This window comes from Polynucleobacter sp. JS-Mosq-20-D10, assembly GCF_018687755.1.
Classification (GTDB): domain Bacteria; phylum Pseudomonadota; class Gammaproteobacteria; order Burkholderiales; family Burkholderiaceae; genus Polynucleobacter.
The window spans coordinates 858552-875387 of sequence record NZ_CP061305.1; the positions used below are offsets into that span (position 1 = coordinate 858552).

Here is a 16836-nt window from a genome sequence, read left to right on the forward strand (position 1 = left end):
TGGGTTTACGCAACAGATCTAGTTAAAACCTTGCTCTTTTGACTCGTTTTCGGGATTTTCAATTCAAAGCGACTGCGCAGCTGCAGGCTCGCCGCTTCTATGGCTGCATCAAATGTACCGATCTCCGCTTCGCGCTTGAGTAGTTCAAGTACTTCAATGACATTCTCTAAATTAGCAGCCTCTACAGTAGTTTTTCCATTAGCCAGCTCTAAAAGCTTGCTGCCATAAAAAACGTTAATGCACAGTGATCCTGCGCTGCTGTTAAACCACCAAGGTTTAATGCGCTTGGGCTTTTCGATACTTTTGATATTGCCTTCTAGATCCTTGACGTTTTTGTAGCGCTTTACGACAAAGTCTTTACCGCTATGTTTTGCTTTGGCTAATTCCAGCTGTTCCCATAACTTGCTAATCAGCTTGTTTCTACGCTGCACTATAGGGGGTTGGTTTTTGGGCCGTTTTGCATCGGTCAATTTGAGGGTATTGAGGTTCTCTAGTGTTGCCATCGTGTTCTCCATCAGTTGAGTTAAAAATGCCTGGACAACACAACAATATGATCAGAAAACCCCTTTGGACAACCGAAAAAAGGCCGTTCTTAACCTCTTTTTAGGCCTTAGAACACATAGGTACTTTTTTTATCGATTTTTATGTTCAAGCTAAATAAATTCATAAAAAGAAGTAAAAACAGTAAGGCATAAAGGTTGGCACGCCGAAGGTAATAGTGCTGCGAAACCCGTTCTGATGTGTGACGGTACGCAATTCAGATCACTTACTATCTGGCCTCATTGCACTACCCAAGACCCTGTTTTGGATGCTTTAAACGACGCCCCTGTGTGGCAGTACCGTTTGCAATGTTGTATTGGTTGGTAGCGTAGCGATACGTGAATGTAGGCTAAATGACGAAGAAATTCGTCTAGGCTGAAAGTGAGTGGGAACGCCAATGAAATAAATCCACAAGCTAGTTTGCAATGGTTCCTGATATAGGCCGCAAATTAGCTGCGTATGACGGCACGTAATAGGTGATAGCAATACCTACCTATCTTGCACTGGCAAGTTGTGTGTATATCAGTTGAAAACCTCAGTGAAAGAGGTAAGCATAAGTCAAGCCCTTTATCAGGGCTTGGCTTGTGCTTCCTAGTGAAAGATCTTGAAATTCAATATTTCTAATTATGACTATAAAAAATATGATAAAAAGAAGAAAAATGCGATGAGCGCAAGCGAAGAGCAAGCTAACGCAGTTAGCTTTTAAAGTAATAATCTTCAGTCATACATTGAAAATTTCAAGACTTGGTATTCAAAGAGCTTCTGCAAACTCGAAAGATTTTGAAGAGTTTAATGACTCCAACGTTCGCATACGTCTATTTTTATATTTTTGCTCTCTTTCCAGCATCTCTTTTGTAGTTATAGAGGCTGTAAAACCTCGCCACGTATATCCATAGTCTCTTGAAGTCTGCTTAGTTCTTTTTTGCTTAATACAGTCAGCTAACAAAACACTGGAGTCATGCCATTTTTTTCCATCCCAATGAGCATAGCCACTAACACGATATGGCTCGTTGTAGCCATCTGTTGATATTTCATAAATTCCAACTCTCAGTGGAAAAATATCCCATGAAAACCAAATAGTTCGCTCATCGTTTTCAAATAAATTTAGCGTCTGAGGATCACAATCAACTCGTATATGCATTCTGAAGTAGTCAAGGTCTCGCAATTTAATAAGTTCATCAATAAATTCTTTGTTATCAGAAAGCATGTAACCATCACCAAAAACACAGGCTCTAATTACATTCTGATAGTCCTGTACAAATTGCTCCTCTTGATCATTGTCGATTAGTTCCCAGATCTCATACACACTCGGCAAGTAAGCATCAAGCTCCTCCACATCATAATCAGCAACATTTGCGTCAAGTGGTAGATCGTTATTACGTAAAAGATACGTATTGGTAATTTCTGGATATAGCTTTGACATTAATTGATTAATTGGTTGATCTATTTCATCGTGAATAAAGCCAAATTTCTCTAGTTCCCATAAAAGGCTACCTAAATTTTCGTAATTTTTTTCTGGACTATTACTGTATCTTGGATGTTGTGGCATTTTGATTTTTTTCCGTCAATTTCACATATTGGTTGTGAAATACTACTGCAATACGAAATATTTCGATTGGGATATATGGTGACGATTTTGACAGAATTTATACCTATTCATGTGGCATTTCTGCCACGAATCACCATTAAAATCCATGATATTTCCACTCAACACATTAGTTACGTTAAGTGTTGAGTACTTGTAACCATTTGAAAATCAAGCGGTTATTTTTCAGTAAATTTCTCTTGAAAAACCCATCAATCTGAGTGTATTTGTGGCCATTTCCGGTAGGAATATGGCAGTTTTGACTACAAAATATAAGTACATAGATGGCAAAACAAGGAGAGACCATGGCACAAGCAAAAACATTAAGCGATACAGAATTACAGCGAGCACTAGATTACGCAGCAACTACAAAAGCAGCAGTGCGTAATCGCGCAATACTGCTGTTAACGCATTGGGCGGGTATGCGTATAGGTGAAGTGGCGAGCGTGCGCTACAGCGACGTTTTAAACGCGGATAAACAGGTATTAAGTGAGATCCACTTAGCGGCTAATCAAACTAAGGGTTCTAAAAGTAGGGTGGTCTTGTTATCTGAACGTATGCAACAAGAGTTAGCCATCTATATCGCAGCGCATCCACCAAAGGATATGAATCGTCCATTGTTTCCCACACAAAGGGCTTATGGATTTACGCCTAATACACTCACTCATGTGATTAACGGCTTGTACCGTCAAGCGGGACTTAATGGAGCTACCAGCCATAGTGGACGTCGTGGCTTTTTGACACGTTTGAGTGAGAAGGGCGTATCAGTTAGGGTAATGATGCAGTTAGCAGGACACAGCCAGATGTCAACTACGCAGCGCTACATAGATACGAGACCCGATATCCTGCGCAATGCAGTAGAACTCATCTAGGCTTTAGTGTTTTGTAGTGCGCTCTTAAGCGAGTGTAGATGTCCTCAAAATCATAATGAGGCAGTCTTACTGGTTTGGAGCTGGGAAAGCTGCCCCGTGCCGCGTTCTCAGCCACTTGCTTGGCATTCTTAAAAGCTCTACTAGTGAGTATTGCCAAGTGTTCTTTACTGTCCGCGTCCTCAAACTTCTTTTTGGATTCTTTCAAGTCTAGCGTTTTGGCATGCTTGGCGCTAACCTTTGCCCATAAGCCCACTTTCCAAAGCTGCATATCGGGATATTGTGCTTTTGCCATCAGAATGCGTAACTGAATAAACAGCGGTTCTGAACGTAAACGTTTAGCAGCCAATGCTTTGCTTGCACGTGCTGATTTAGTGGCTAGCGGCACTTTCGCGTTATCTATTAACTTAGATATCTGTCTAAGTAGATCAGCTTTAGGAATCCCAAGAGGCAAACCTAATATCAATGATGTGGGGTTGCCCTCAGATGAGCGAATCTTGGTTAGATACTGTTCGTATGGCTTGTAGAAAAGAGGTTCAAAATCTTCATCCTTTTCAATACGGGTAATTTGATTGACTAAAGGTTTGCTAAAAGGCGTGCCGTAGATATAAATGCCACGTGTTTGCCACCAGTCATCAAATGTCATTGTGGCAATGTCGCCAATTTCATCGTAGGTAGCTAGTACCGATTGAAACTCAGCAATCACAGCTTGCTTATCAATAGCAGATAGCGTTTTACCTTCAGCTTCATATAACTGAGTAATGAGCTTGTTTTGGGTTTTCTTATCTAGCGCTTTATAGCGGATCTGCCTAGCTAGATCATAGCTTGGGCTAATCCTTAAAAACTCGACCATCAGCATGATGTAACCCTTAATACCTCTAGTGGACCAGTCCTTCATGGTTCGGCCGGGTAGGGTACTTTTTGGAGATTTATTCATACAAATATATTAACACTTAAGGATGGGAATTAATAGTCAATTCAAAGAAAGTGCTAATGCTGAGAAACTACTAATACAGCAATTTCGCTGTTTTAAAAGGGAGTTTCAAATGTCAAAAAGCTATAGATATGTTTCAAAGTGCAGCTGCTGCGAAGATCGTTTTACAAGAGTCAGCGTGCCATTTATGCACGTCGTTCATAACTCCACTTTGGGAGAAATCGCGCGTAAGGTAATGGTGCAGCAGGGATTTAAAGGCAGCTTAGCCTTGCAATGCGCTGGAGACACTATTACTAATTTTTTCTATCAATATGTTGATTCAAATGACATGGCCAAAAGCGACCTTTTATACGAGTCGCTCTCAGATATAGCGCAAACCTATTTCAATGATTTATCAGATGAGGGTGTTGATTGGACTTATCACCCAATTGAACTTTAAACACATTTAATTTTTATCAATCACGAAAGTTAAGAGCAAGCTATGAAAATTCAAAAAACTGTATTAATTGGTAATCTTGTATCAGATAAAGATCCAATCAACTATGCCGAAGTTGCCGAAATCTTACAAGATCCAATCTTTAAGCCAAGTCTGCGTAAACGTATTGATGAAGTACGTGAATATAACGAAGATGCACAAGAGTTTTTGCGTGACGTAGTAGCTGGCGCACATCGCGCAGCTATTATCTATGGCCCTCCAGGCATGGGAAAGACTCATGCAATTGTTGAGGCACTTAGCAATGCAGGGCTGCAAGAAAATAATGATTTTATTATCGCAAGAAGCCATACGACTCCTGGAATGCTATATGTGTTGCTCTATCTCATGCGTAAGCACGGCAAGTATGTAATCTTGGATGATTGTGATGGGATCATTGCTGATGAGACTGGTCTCAACTTATTAAAAGGTGCTACCGATCCAACTTATCGCTGGGTTGGATGGTCATCTACAAAAGAGTTACGTAACCCAATTAATGGCAAGCCTTTACCCAGCAGTTTTGAATTTAATGGCACAGTAATTGTGTCTACAAACGTCCGTCTAGCCAGCGGACGTGGTCGTATAGCTAACCATATGGATGCACTCCGTAGTCGCTCAGCACCATTTTCATTGAATTTGGAGAGTAGAGAGGATCAGTACGCACAGATATTTCATATGATCGTAGAAAAAGACTATCTTGCAGTTGACGCAAATACTGAAATTGCAAATGAGCAGAAAATTGAGCTACTTAAGTTCTTGTTAGAAAACCTGGATACACCTCGTCGTCTAGATCTTCGCTTACCTCAGCATATCGCTCGTACCATGAAAGCAAAGCCTAATAATTGGCAGCGTCAAGCTCGCCGCTTTTTGGAGGCTGCGTAATGAATAAAGCAGATCGAAATATTGACTGGTTACTATCCCTTACACCTAGACAGTTTGCTGGAGCGTCAAAAGTAATCAGCGGTAATCAACTTAGTAAAGCAAGCATTTCTTTGAGAAAGCATTGGGCTAATCCGCTAATTAGAAAAAAACAAAGTGAGCGAATGACTTTGATCAAAAAAGACTGGTCTTGGGCTGGGACTAGGTCAGGAGGCAATAATCCAAACTCAAAAGTAGTGATTACACCTAACGGATCTTTTGCATCAGTCAAGGAAGCGGCAAGATACTATAGTGTTACTGGAGAGGCAATTAGATATCGTATTTCAAAAAAGCATTATGGATATGCATACGAAGGCGAGCCAATTGGAACAGTCAAACCTGAACAAGCTTTTCATCCTGCTTATAGATGGGTAGAGACGCCAATAGGAAAATTTTTTACATTGGTTGCGGCTGCTAAAGCGTTGGGAGTTGTTACAGTAACGATACGTTCAAGGATTAAGCGGCGTGTTCCTGGATACGCATTTATTGATCCCCCTGATTTAGTCAAGCCCAACTAAGCTCAACTGCTTTTGAATATCCTTTAAGGCCAACTCTATGTTGGCCTTTTTTATTCCTTAATTTAGCTTGTTAAGTTAATAGCCTAAAATAGGCTATGACTGAGATTATCCAAGCTCCTAAAGTGTGCCCAAGCTGTCGTGCGCTTACTCCAATGAATCAAATGAAAAAGATAGTGTCCCGAAGTAGTGGTAAGACCACCAATTCGTGGCGTTGCTTTGCTTGTATGGATAGAAAGAAAATTGCATTAAAAGCTGCAAAGGATAGGCCTAAATAGCCTCAATCGCATTGCACAGTTTATTACACAGTCCCGATTTATTAATCTAAGTCATTGAAATATATAGACATTCCAGTAGCCACGAATTCTTCTAAGGCGTAGGTCGCACGTTCGAATCGTGCTGGGCAGGCCAAAGGCTTGACTAGCCGATGAGATTTGATCACAAAACCTGATTTTATTGTGGTCTGTTGACCAAATTTTGACCCGGCTCGCCCAACCTCTGGAACGCCGTAATAGAGCGTATGTTGATCAGTAAATGTGTCGGGAAAACCGACAAATTTTGACTTGGAAAGCACTTTAATCCCATATTCTTGCGTCTTGTTTATTAGGGTAACTACGCCCCATATTGAACCGTAAACCGATTCCTGTATAACGATAATTAATCTAATTAGTATATGTAATTAAATGAGTGGGGGCTTGAATGGTCTTTAAAAGATTTTTGATTGGATTTTTTTCAATCTCAATAATTGTTGGACCAGTATTTGCTCAATCCGATTCTGGCCCAAAAGAAAAAAAGCCAAATATTGTTTACTTCTTAGTTGACAACACCGGATGGGGATCGTTTGGTGTTTATGGCGGCACAGTGCCAACTCCAAATATTGATAAGTTAGCAAGTCAAGGCATTCGCTTTAATAACTACAACGTTGAAGCTCAGTGCACGCCATCTCGTTCTGCAATCATGACCGGGCGTCACCCGGTACGATCAGGAACCACTTCAGTTCCTTGGCCCGGTCAAGGAAAGGCAGGAATGGCTCCATGGGAATACACTATCGCTAAGCTACTTTCCGATTCTGGTTATGCCACTGCTCTATACGGCAAGTGGCACTTAGGTAACACGCAAGGCCGTATGCCTAATGATCAGGGTTTTGATGAATGGTGGGGTACCCCCGATACATGGGATCAAGCTGGCTATACACAGTGGCCTCTATTTAAAGAGAGTGGAGTTCCTGTTCCAATGCTCTGGGAGGGCAAGAAAGGGCAAAAATCTAAACCCGTCATGCCACTTGATCTAAAGATTCGTCCAGTGATTGATGAGAAGTACATTATTCCCAAGACGGTTGAATACATCAAGAAAAATGCTGCAGCAAATAAACCATTCTTTGTATATGTTGGTTATTCAGAAATGCATGAGCCACCAATAGCTAATCCAAACTTTGCTGGTAAGTCTCCACAACGTGGTGGACTCTTTGCAGACCTCGTTGCTGAAATGGACTATCGCGTTGGGCAGGTGATGCAAGCTGTTAAGGATGCGGGCGTTGAAGACAATACTATTTTTATCTTCAGTAGTGATAACGCTGGAGGTGGTGCGAGTCCTCAGATTGGTGGCGCAACCAATGGACCATTTCGTGGCAATTTCTTCAACACGCCATTTGAGGGAAGTATGCGTGTGCCTGCGATGATTCGTTGGCCAGGAAAAGTACCTTCAGGCATGGTTACTGAAGAAATGTTTGCTGCAGTGGATTGGATGCCAACAATTGCTGGAATGGTTGGCTCATCCAATTTGGTTCCTAAAGATCGTCCGATCGATGGGGTTGATGCCTCGAATTTCATGTTAGGGAAGAGCAAAACGACTGGTCGAGACTTATATCCATTCTTTGGTATTGATGGGGAGCTGATGTCAATTAAATGGAAGATCTATAAAACGATCTTTAGGTACGCCGAATCTCCCGAGTCCATTGGAAAGCCTTATGTAAAACCTCAGATTCCAATGATTTATGACTTGAGTAGCGATCCGCATGAAGATAACAATCTCATGTACACGGATTTGACCTTGGGTTGGGTTTATGCCCCAAGCTTTAAGTGGATAGAGGGCTATGAAGCAAGTATCAAGAAGTACCCCAATATCAAGGTCGGCGAAGATTTCAAAGGTTACGCAAATAAATAGGTAGTTGCATTAATAACAGCATAGGAATTGAAATGTTTTTAAAAAGAGTGTGGATTGGAGTTTTATCTATTTCAGTGGTTGCCCCAACCGTATTTGCACAAACTGCTCCTGCTCAAAAGAAACCTAACGTTGTTTTTATTCTTGCAGATAACGTTGGCTATGGTGATATGGGGCCTTACGGTGGCGGTGAATTACGAGGTGCTCCTACGCCACGCACTGATGAATTAGCCAAGAGTGGGCTGAAGCTGACCCAGTATTTGGTAGAGCCAGCATGCACACCATCTCGTGCTGCATTAATGACCGGGCAATACTCCATTCGGAATGGTTTGTCACTTGTTGCAGAGGCAGGCACTCCTAGTACTTTACCGGGCAAAGCCTACACAATGGGTAAATTGTTTAAAGATGCAGGTTACGCAACCGCAATTTTTGGAAAATGGCATTTAGGTGCATCACCTCAGAGTTTGCCCGGTGCTCACGGATTCGATCAGTATTACGGTCTACCGCCGGATGTCTCTTGGGATTCTGCCACCTACGTTGCACAAGCTTTACAAACACATTCCTATCCAAATGTACCCGATAAGGTTTTATATGAAAAGGGGCCTTGGCTTACTCAGCAAAAGGGAAATGGACCGCTTGAGCGTGTAAAGCCATTTACGATGGAGGTCAGAGCAGAGATTGATAATGAATTGACTGATAAATCTATTGCATTCATGAAGCAGGAGAATGCCGCTGGTAAACCATTCTTTCTGTATCTGCCATTCTCAATGGGTCATTCACCGAATCTTTCTTCAAAGCAGTTCGCTGGAAAGTCCCGCATTGGTCAGTACGGTGACAAATTGATGGAGGGGGATTATCACGTTGGCCAAATTATGGATGCCCTCAAAGAAATGAATATTGAGGACAATACTATTTTGGTTTTTGCCTCTGATAATGGCAGTACCGGACAATACATGATGACTTATGATCGATTGGGTCTTGGTGCGCCTGACATGGGATCAAATGGGCCGTTTCGAGGGGATCTAGGCGAGGCTACGGAAGGCGCTGTTCGGACTTTTTGCTTTATTCGCTGGCCTGGTCGCATCGCTCCAAATACCTCTTCATATGCTATGTTTTCGATCATGGACTTTATGCCGACCTTTGCCGCTATCTTGGGCGCTAAGCTACCAACAGATCGAGCCATTGACGGAGTCAATCAATTAGATACGCTTACTGGTAAAAACAAAATAGGTAATCGCGAACATTTAATGTCCTTTATTGGCGCGGATTTAGTGGCAGTTCGCTGGAAGCAGTGGAGAATGTATTTTAGGGATATGAATCGTACGGGTACTGGTCAGCAAATGCTTGGCGGCATAGCTGCTAATTCAGTTCCAATGTACTACCCAAAGGTTTACAATATCGAAATGGATCCGCATGAAGATTTACAGTTAGTAAATTACGAATCAATTTCAGTTAACGCATTCAAAGCAATTCAAGAGTATCTTGCCTCGGTTAAGAAGTTCCCCAACCCACCACCTGCTAACTTAACCAACTTTAATGCGCGTTAAGAAGGAATGTTGAGTGCATAGCCAGCTTTGCAAAAGAAGTTTAGGAATTTTTTCTAAACTTCTTTTGATTTCATTCAGCTTCTTTTCGTCGCAATCGGTATTGGCAGATGAAGGCGGAGTTCCATTTTGGATGTCTGGTCAATACGCCAGTATGGCAGCAGTCCCTTCTAACCCTGGCTGGTCATTGGTATTGATGCCCTATGTCTATAGCGGCAGCGCAGACAAATCAAAAAACTTTCAACATGGCCAAAGCGTTAATGCTGGCTTAAGTGCTAGAGAGTCTATTTTCTTATTTCAGTTGGGATACTCGGCAGAGGAAAAGATCTTAGGCGGGCAGCCCTATGTTGGAGTAGGCTGGGGTCCCGGATCGAATACCACTACTGCATTTGCAAGTGTCTCTAATATCAATACTGAATTTAATAAAGCAAATTCGGTGACAGGAAGTACTGATATATATCCCTTGGCCAGTTTGGCTTGGAATAAAGGTAATAATAATTTTATGACCTATGTGACTGGTGATATACCAGTGGGCACCTATAGTGCAACCAGTCTTTCTAGTATTGGTATTGGTCATGCTGCAATGGATGCAGGCGGTGGCTATACCTATTTAAACAATACAACTGGCCTTGAATTCTCTAGCGTAGTGGGTGCAACCTATAACTGGATGAACAATCAAACCAACTATAAGAACGGCATTGATTCCCACTTGGATTGGTCTGTTTCACAATTCTTATCGCAAAACTGGCAGGTCGGTATTGCGGGATATGTTTACTATCAACTCACTGCCGACTCCGGTAGTGGGGATAGGGTGGGGGCCTTCAAATCCCAAGTTGCAGCCATTGGTCCACAAATTGGATATTTATTTAATATTGGTAAAAAACAAGCCTATATAAATTTGCGTGCTTATAAAGAGTTCTGGGCACAGAACCGAGTTGAAGGGTATGCCATGATTTCGACCATTAGCATCCCGTTAGGAAAGTAGCAGCATGAATCTACAGCGTCGAGTATTGATTGTGGTTGCCGTTGCTGCTTTAGGCTTGGGCTCCTATTTCATCTGGAGTAATTACTTTTCAAAATCTCAGAAATCCATCCCAGAAATTCGTCTAGGTGATGGCGTTAATAGCCCAAAAGGGATGGCCTGGATTCCTGGCGGTGAATTCTTAATGGGGAGTGACCATAAAAAAGCACAGGCCAATGAGAAGCCTACGCATAAAGTGAAGGTGTCTGGATTTTGGATGGATATCACTCATGTCACTAATGATCAATTCGCACAATTCGTTAAAGAAACCAATTACAAAACAACTGCAGAGAAAATCCCAGATTGGGAAACCATTCGTGTACAACTTCCACCAGGAATACCTAAGCCGCCTGCTTCAGTATTTGTAGCTGGCGCCATGGTTTTTGTTGGTACGAAAGAAAAAGTGAATCTGAACGATTACTCACAGTGGTGGGCCTATGTGCCTGGTGCAAATTGGCGACATCCATCTGGACCAAAAAGTAATATTGATGGCAAGGGAAATCATCCAGTAGTTCAAGTGAGTTACGAGGATGCTTTGGCATACGCCAAGTGGGCCGGCAAAAGATTACCTACTGAAGCAGAGTGGGAGTTTGCAGCTCGCGGCGGTTTGAATCAAGCAACCTATGTATGGGGTGATCAACTAGAGCAAGAGGGAAAGTTACCGGCCAACATTTGGGATGTAAAGAAGCGGGCATTTCCGGTAGTTAATCCAGTCGTAAGTCCTAAGGCGGGAGGTGCAATCGGTACCAGTTCAGTAGGAACCTTTCCACAAAATGGCTTTGGTCTATTTGATATGACTGGCAATGCTTGGCAATGGGTTGCCGATTGGTATCGCTCAGATTATTTTGCGATGCAAGCTAAGGAGTTTGGTAATGCTGTAGCTAATAATCCTCAAGGTCCAGGCAGCTCATATGATCCAGATGATTATGGTGTGCCTGCAAATGCACCCAAGAGGGTGATCCGAGGCGGATCATTTTTATGCAATGAAGATTACTGCCAGTCTTATCGTCCAAGTGCAAGACGTGGCGCAGATCCATATAGCCCAATGTCACACCTTGGATTTAGATTGGCAAAAGACTCAAAGTAGTATTTTTGTCGGTTTACCCGACAAAATAGACATCCGACCGCCTGCAGATGCAATGTCGGATCCATGGCATTCCACTCCGAACCAAAGATCTCTGTGCCTACAGGGCACCAAAATCCAACACCTTAAACGCATTGTTTTTAGTGTTGTTTAACCTCATTTTTAAAGCTTCTAAGGCGTAGGTCGCACGTTCGAATCGTGCTGGGCAGGCCAAAATCCCAAGAAATATTAACGGATACAGTAGCTACAGTGCTGCTTTAGTCCATTGAATGGTTTGTTCGTAGGTTGCTCGCCTAAGGCCCTAATAAATCTGCCCCGATCATTAAAGATTCGGAATAGCCTACTTATGGGGGCATTTTCATTTGTTCAGGCTGACTTTTTTAATGCATAAATTAAAAACCAAAATCGCTCAGTGCGGGATGATCATCCGGTCTTCTTCCTAGGGACCAAAAGAATTTTCTATCAGATTCTTTAATTGGTAAATCATTGATGCTCGCAAACCGACGCATCATGAAACCATTCTCATTAAATTCCCAATTTTCATTCCCGAAGCTCCTTGTCCAGTTGCCTGAGTCGTCATGACATTCATATGCGAAGCGAACTGCGATACGGTTATCTGTGAATGCCCATAGTTCCTTTATTAGCCTGTATTCCAATTCTTTGGACCATTTGCGACGAAGAAACTCTTTCACTCGCTCACGACCTTTGGGAAATTCAGCACGATTACGCCATATAGTGTCTTCTGTATAGACCAGCGCAACTTTTTCTGGGTCACGCGTATTCCAAGCGTCTTCAGCCATGCGGATTTTTTGAATCGCTGATTCTTTAGTAAATGGGGGTAGGGGTAATTTTTGCTCCATGGCGCTAACTCTACTTTCTGATGTATTTAAGTTAATGCAAGGTGGTTAGGATAACTATTGACATCTGAGAATTTGAAAAATAATTGCATCTGCCGCCCAACTTTGGGGCATTCATTGAATGCTGAATTAGAGCGCCAGGCATGTTGCATGCTGTTTCACGACCTATTCTTGCTCTTTTCGATCTCAGTTTAATAATCCCCATTTCGGTGCTAATCATTTTCCCGAGTTATGTTTTGGTGCATGGCTAAGTCGATGCATTATTTTGGCTTGTTAAAAATGAGGTGTCAGCTTTTGCTTATGTTTCATCACTAATACCACCAGGAGATGTAAATGAATTCATATCGCCCCTTTGATCCTGATAGACCGCTGTTTAGCAGTCGTTGCAGTTGTGGTCGTCATGCATCTGATGCCGAGCATGCACTTGATTTATCTGCGAAAGTTGATGAGGAGAGAATGAGTGCTGATTTTGTTGAGGCAAGTCTTGTTAAGGCCTTGTTTCCTCAAGAAAGTCGTCGTCGTGCATTCTTAAAGGCAGTAGGAACTGGTGGTGCAATGAGTGCGCTTTCTGGCTTTTTGCCAGTAGGTGCTTTGCAAGCAATGGCCCAAGATAAAGCCCCCTAGAAAAACCCGATTTAAAGATTGGATTTATTGCAATTACCTGTGCAACCCCTCTGATCATGGCCGATCCTTTAGGTTTTTATAAGAAGCAGGGGCTCAATGTCACTCTCAATAAGACAGCTGGTTGGGCTTTGATTCGAGACAAGATGCTCAATAAAGAGCATGATGCCTCTCATTTTTTATCTCCAATGCCGCTTTCAATGTCTATGGGATTGGGCTCCGACCCCAGTCAGATGCGCGTAGCAACCATTCAAAATGTGAATGGCCAGGCTATTACCTTGGCGAATAAGCACAAAGATAATCGCGATCCAAAAAAATGGAAAGGAATGAAATTTGCTGTTCCATTTGAATATTCGATGCATAACTTCCTATTGCGCTATTACGTAGCTCAAGCTGGATTAGATCCTGATAGAGATATCCAAATTCGCGTGACGCCACCACCAGAAATGGTGGCCAACTTACGTGCTGGCAATATTGATGGATTCCTTGGGCCTGATCCGTTTAATCAACGCGCTGTTTATGACGAGGTTGGCTTTATCCATATCCTAACTAAGGAAATCTGGGACGGACATCCTTGTTGCGCATTTGGAACATCTGAAGAGTTTATTAAGAAAAATCCAATTACCTTTGCGGCGCTATATCGTGCAGTATTGAATGCCTCAACGATGGCTCGTGATCCAGCTAATAGACCGCTTATTGCAAAAGTGATTTCGCCAGCTAACTACTTAAATCAACCTGAAACGGTTGTGATGCAAGTGTTGACTGGAAAATTTGCCGATGGTCTTGGCAATGTTCAAAATGTCCCAGACCGGATTGATTTCAACCCAATCCCTTGGTACTCAATGGCTACTTGGATGCTCACCCAAATGCAGCGTTGGGGATACGTAAAGGGTGATGTCAACTACAAAGATATTTCTGAAAAGGTATTTTTGTTGACAGATGCTAAGAAGTACATGGGGGAGACTGGCATTGCTATTCCGACTTTAGCAAAAGCGGGTTACAAAAAAGACAAGATCATGGGTAAGGAGTTTGACCCAAGTCAGCCTGCCGCCTATCTCAAATCTTTTCAGTAAGAAAGTATAAGGGAATGAATAAGCTTTCTATTAAGATTCGCGGAGCAATACTTTCGGTTGCAATTCTGGTGTTTGCATTATTGCTTTGGCATATTGCAACCGCTCCAAAAGTAGTTTCAACTCCGGTAGCTAGTACAGGGTCGAGTGAGTATCAAGCCCTGATGGGGCAGGGTGGCGGAGTTTCTGTGGAAAAGTCAGGGTTTCCAACACTCAGTCAGATGGGGGAAACCTTTTACAAGCAACTCTCAAGCCCTTTTTATGACAATGGCCCTAACGATAAAGGGATTGGTATTCAACTTGCCTATTCCTTGGCTCGGGTAGGCCTTGGATTTTTCCTTGCAATGTTAGTTGCCATCCCTTTTGGCTTCTTAATCGGGATGTCGCCATTAGCATACGAGGCATTTAATCCATTCATCCAAATCCTAAAACCAATCTCTCCTTTGGCATGGATGCCAATAGCGCTTTATACGATTAAGGATTCATCAATCTCTGGCATCTTTGTTATCTTTATTTGCTCTGTGTGGCCAATGTTATTGAATACAGCGTTTGGTGTTGCTAATGTCCGCAAAGAATTATTGAATGTCACCAAAACCTTAGAAGTTTCCGCTTTGAGAAAAGCCTTCTTGGTGATATTGCCGGCAGCTGCACCAACGATCTTGACTGGCATGCGAATCTCAATGGGTATTGCCTGGCTTGTAATTGTTGCAGCAGAAATGCTCGTTGGTGGCACAGGAATTGGCTATTTCTTATGGAATGAATGGAATAACTTATCTATCTCTAGCGTTATTTTTGCGATTGTGATGATTGGACTTGTTGGGATGATTTTAGATATGGCATTTGCAAGATTACAGAAAGTAGTTTCCTATGCAGATTGAAAATTCATTTTTAAAGGTTGAGGCTCTCAGTAAGTCATACAAGATTGATGCTCCTCCAGTATTCGAGGGTATTAATTTTGAAATTGAGCGCGGAGAGTTTGTTTGCATCATCGGCCATTCAGGCTGTGGCAAGACAACTATCTTAAATGTTCTCGCTGGTCTTGAAGATGCCACTGGTGGTTACGCCTATATGCTTGGCCGAGAAATTAAAGGACCAAGCCTTGATCGTGGGGTTGTATTTCAAGGTCATGCATTGATGCCTTGGATGACTGTTCTGCAAAACGTTGCTTTCGCTGTCAAGTCAAAGTATCCAGACTGGACTAAGGTAAAAATTACCGAGCACTCTAAAAAATATCTAGAGATGGTAGGTTTGGTCAACGCTGAAAATAAGAAGCCTTCAGAGTTATCTGGTGGTATGAAGCAACGCGTTGGAATTGCCAGGGCTTTCGCAATTGAGCCAAAAATGCTTTTACTAGATGAGCCATTTGGCGCACTAGATGCTCTCACTCGCGGAGTGATTCAGGATGAGCTACTCAAAATTTGTAGCGAGACCAAGCAAACTGTCTTCATGATTACGCATGACGTGGATGAGGCAATTTTGCTCTCAGACAAAATCATGTTGATGAGCAATGGACCTAATGCTCGTATTGCAGAAATCGTAATCAATACCTTACCTAAGGATCGTAAGCGTGCAAGTTTGCATCACGATCCGATGTATTACCCAATGCGAAATCACTTAGTTGATTTTTTGGTGAACCGCTCAAAAGATTTACAGGTCAAAGGTTCATCTGGAGGGCTAGATGGCTATCAGCCAGTACTGGTATGTCCCGGCCTTCACACACCGATTACTCAATAAATTAATTATCAAGGAGAAAAAATGATGGATCGTTCTGTAGTTACTCAAAAGATCATAGAGGCAAAAGTGCGCAAGGGGATGAAGTGGAGTGACATTGCGAAAGCTATTGGCGAATCAAAGGAGTGGGTTACTGCTGGATGCTTAGGTCAAATGACTTTCACTAAATCCCAGGCTGAGGCTGCTGGCAAGTTATTCGAATTAACCGATGAAGAAATGGCATGGTTGCAGATTGTTCCTTATAAGGGTTCTTTGCCTACAGCTGTTCCAACGGATCCGCTAATCTATCGTTGGTATGAAATTGTGAGCGTATATGGCACCACTATCAAAGAGCTTATTCATGAGGAGTTTGGTGATGGCATCATGAGTGCAATTGATTTCTCTATGGATATACAGCGAGAGCCAGACCCAAAGGGTGATCGTGTGCAGGTAGTTCTTTCTGGTAAATATTTATCCTATAAGACTTACTAATTTCTGTCCATAATGGCAAAAGCTCTTGAATGAAAATTCAGGAGCTTTTTATCGGCACAAAAGCTTTATCTAATTGGTACATGATGCACAAAATTGGATCAAATTGGCTTAGAAGCGACCTCAAAAAAACTTAAGCTCTGTATCAGTTCTTATATAAACTAAATCAACCCTTTGGGAGCGCATTAGGAGATTAAATATGCAACACAAACCAAATAAGCATTACAAGTTTGATAAGCTAGACACGGAAGATATGCAAGACAAGGAAGATGGCCCCCATGTGCGCCACAAGCCAAGCTTTTATGTGACAGTTACTGCCATTACCGTTTTGGCTTGTGTTGTCAGTACTGCAGCCTTTGCTATACATGGCGTATTAAGTACTGGCATCAAGATTCTCTCGCTTTAGAAAGTCCGTATCGAGCACATAGCTTGAATCATTACTATTAA

At 42.3% G+C, this 16836-nt stretch carries 16 protein-coding genes and 1 pseudogene; 13 read left to right on the top strand and 4 right to left on the bottom strand.

Going from position 1 to position 16836, the window contains the following annotated elements; genetic code table 11:
- Positions 1-5: 5 nt before the first annotated feature.
- Positions 6-503: a DUF6641 family protein gene (locus FD967_RS04430; protein ID WP_215326924.1), complete on the bottom strand. Its 498-nt coding sequence runs from the start codon at positions 501-503 to the stop codon at positions 6-8.
- A 788-nt stretch (positions 504-1291) separates the two neighbouring features.
- Positions 1292-2089: a hypothetical protein gene (locus FD967_RS04435; protein WP_215326925.1), complete on the bottom strand. Its 798-nt coding sequence runs from the start codon at positions 2087-2089 to the stop codon at positions 1292-1294.
- Positions 2090-2409: 320 nt separating this feature from the next.
- On the opposite strand from FD967_RS04435, the gene FD967_RS04440 reads away from it, so the two are divergent.
- Complete coding sequence (locus FD967_RS04440) at positions 2410-2997, top strand: site-specific integrase (RefSeq protein WP_251369095.1); 588 nt, start codon at positions 2410-2412, stop codon at positions 2995-2997.
- Here the strand turns inward: FD967_RS04440 and FD967_RS04445 are convergent.
- Positions 2990-3931: a hypothetical protein gene (locus FD967_RS04445; RefSeq protein ID WP_215326927.1), complete on the bottom strand. Its 942-nt coding sequence runs from the start codon at positions 3929-3931 to the stop codon at positions 2990-2992. The genes FD967_RS04440 and FD967_RS04445 overlap by 8 nt on opposite strands.
- A 184-nt stretch (positions 3932-4115) precedes the next feature.
- On the opposite strand from FD967_RS04445, the gene FD967_RS04450 reads away from it, so the two are divergent.
- The 7 genes from FD967_RS04450 to FD967_RS04480 all read left to right on the top strand — a co-directional run bounded on the left by FD967_RS04450 (position 4116) and on the right by FD967_RS04480 (position 11645).
- On the top strand, positions 4116-4367 hold the full coding sequence (locus FD967_RS04450; RefSeq protein WP_215326929.1) for a hypothetical protein: 252 nt from the start codon (positions 4116-4118) through the stop codon (positions 4365-4367).
- A 42-nt stretch (positions 4368-4409) separates the two neighbouring features.
- Entirely contained in the window at positions 4410-5282 is an 873-nt protein-coding gene (locus tag FD967_RS04455) for a hypothetical protein (protein WP_215326930.1), read from the top strand.
- Positions 5282-5836 (top strand): hypothetical protein, encoded by a 555-nt coding sequence (locus FD967_RS04460; RefSeq protein ID WP_215326931.1) that lies wholly within the window; start codon positions 5282-5284, stop codon positions 5834-5836. Before FD967_RS04455 ends, FD967_RS04460 begins: the two co-directional genes overlap by 1 nt.
- A gap of 696 nt (positions 5837-6532) precedes the next feature.
- Positions 6533-7996, top strand: coding sequence for an arylsulfatase (locus FD967_RS04465; RefSeq protein WP_215326932.1), 1464 nt, complete (start codon positions 6533-6535; stop codon positions 7994-7996).
- A gap of 32 nt (positions 7997-8028) precedes the next feature.
- Positions 8029-9540, top strand: coding sequence for an arylsulfatase (locus FD967_RS04470; protein ID WP_215326933.1), 1512 nt, complete (start codon positions 8029-8031; stop codon positions 9538-9540).
- 64 nt (positions 9541-9604) lie between these two features.
- Positions 9605-10522: a transporter gene (locus FD967_RS04475; protein ID WP_215326934.1), complete on the top strand. Its 918-nt coding sequence runs from the start codon at positions 9605-9607 to the stop codon at positions 10520-10522.
- A 4-nt stretch (positions 10523-10526) separates the two neighbouring features.
- A complete protein-coding gene (locus FD967_RS04480) occupies positions 10527-11645 on the top strand; it encodes a formylglycine-generating enzyme family protein (protein WP_215326935.1) in 1119 nt (372 codons plus the stop codon).
- Between the two features lie 389 nt (positions 11646-12034).
- On the opposite strand, the gene FD967_RS04485 is transcribed toward FD967_RS04480, so the two are convergent.
- Complete coding sequence (locus tag FD967_RS04485) at positions 12035-12502, bottom strand: nuclear transport factor 2 family protein (protein WP_215326936.1); 468 nt, start codon at positions 12500-12502, stop codon at positions 12035-12037.
- A 330-nt stretch (positions 12503-12832) separates the two neighbouring features.
- Between FD967_RS04485 and FD967_RS04490 the strand changes: the two are divergent.
- The 5 genes and pseudogenes from FD967_RS04490 (at position 12833) to FD967_RS04510 (ending at position 16795) form a co-directional block, all read left to right on the top strand.
- Positions 12833-14193, top strand: a pseudogene (locus tag FD967_RS04490) (CmpA/NrtA family ABC transporter substrate-binding protein).
- Positions 14194-14207: 14 nt separating this feature from the next.
- Positions 14208-15068 (top strand): nitrate ABC transporter permease, encoded by an 861-nt coding sequence (ntrB, locus tag FD967_RS04495; RefSeq protein WP_215326937.1) that lies wholly within the window; start codon positions 14208-14210, stop codon positions 15066-15068.
- On the top strand, positions 15058-15924 hold the full coding sequence (locus FD967_RS04500; RefSeq protein WP_215326938.1) for an ABC transporter ATP-binding protein: 867 nt from the start codon (positions 15058-15060) through the stop codon (positions 15922-15924). The genes ntrB and FD967_RS04500 overlap by 11 nt, the downstream gene beginning before the upstream one ends.
- 24 nt (positions 15925-15948) lie before the next feature.
- Complete coding sequence (gene cynS, locus FD967_RS04505) at positions 15949-16392, top strand: cyanase (RefSeq protein WP_215327169.1); 444 nt, start codon at positions 15949-15951, stop codon at positions 16390-16392.
- A gap of 196 nt (positions 16393-16588) precedes the next feature.
- Positions 16589-16795 (top strand): hypothetical protein, encoded by a 207-nt coding sequence (locus FD967_RS04510; RefSeq protein ID WP_215326939.1) that lies wholly within the window; start codon positions 16589-16591, stop codon positions 16793-16795.
- The last annotated feature ends 41 nt before the right edge of the window (positions 16796-16836 follow it).

Bases quoted from the DNA above. Each gene is read 5' to 3' on its own strand.
- FD967_RS04485 (WP_215326936.1), bottom strand. From the start codon at position 12,502: ATGGAGCAAAAATTACCCCTACCCCCATTTACTAAAGAATCAGCGATT.
- cynS (WP_215327169.1), top strand. From the start codon at position 15,949: ATGGATCGTTCTGTAGTTACTCAAAAGATCATAGAGGCAAAAGTGCGC.
- ntrB (WP_215326937.1), top strand. From the start codon at position 14,208: ATGAATAAGCTTTCTATTAAGATTCGCGGAGCAATACTTTCGGTTGCA.
- FD967_RS04440 (WP_251369095.1), top strand. From the start codon at position 2,410: ATGGCAAAACAAGGAGAGACCATGGCACAAGCAAAAACATTAAGCGAT.
- FD967_RS04455 (WP_215326930.1), top strand. From the start codon at position 4,410: ATGAAAATTCAAAAAACTGTATTAATTGGTAATCTTGTATCAGATAAA.
- FD967_RS04465 (WP_215326932.1), top strand. From the start codon at position 6,533: ATGGTCTTTAAAAGATTTTTGATTGGATTTTTTTCAATCTCAATAATT.
- FD967_RS04435 (WP_215326925.1), bottom strand. From the start codon at position 2,089: ATGCCACAACATCCAAGATACAGTAATAGTCCAGAAAAAAATTACGAA.
- FD967_RS04460 (WP_215326931.1), top strand. From the start codon at position 5,282: ATGAATAAAGCAGATCGAAATATTGACTGGTTACTATCCCTTACACCT.
- FD967_RS04430 (WP_215326924.1), bottom strand. From the start codon at position 503: ATGGCAACACTAGAGAACCTCAATACCCTCAAATTGACCGATGCAAAA.
- FD967_RS04445 (WP_215326927.1), bottom strand. From the start codon at position 3,931: ATGAATAAATCTCCAAAAAGTACCCTACCCGGCCGAACCATGAAGGAC.
- FD967_RS04450 (WP_215326929.1), top strand. From the start codon at position 4,116: ATGCACGTCGTTCATAACTCCACTTTGGGAGAAATCGCGCGTAAGGTA.
- FD967_RS04500 (WP_215326938.1), top strand. From the start codon at position 15,058: ATGCAGATTGAAAATTCATTTTTAAAGGTTGAGGCTCTCAGTAAGTCA.
- FD967_RS04480 (WP_215326935.1), top strand. From the start codon at position 10,527: ATGAATCTACAGCGTCGAGTATTGATTGTGGTTGCCGTTGCTGCTTTA.
- FD967_RS04470 (WP_215326933.1), top strand. From the start codon at position 8,029: ATGTTTTTAAAAAGAGTGTGGATTGGAGTTTTATCTATTTCAGTGGTT.
- FD967_RS04510 (WP_215326939.1), top strand. From the start codon at position 16,589: ATGCAACACAAACCAAATAAGCATTACAAGTTTGATAAGCTAGACACG.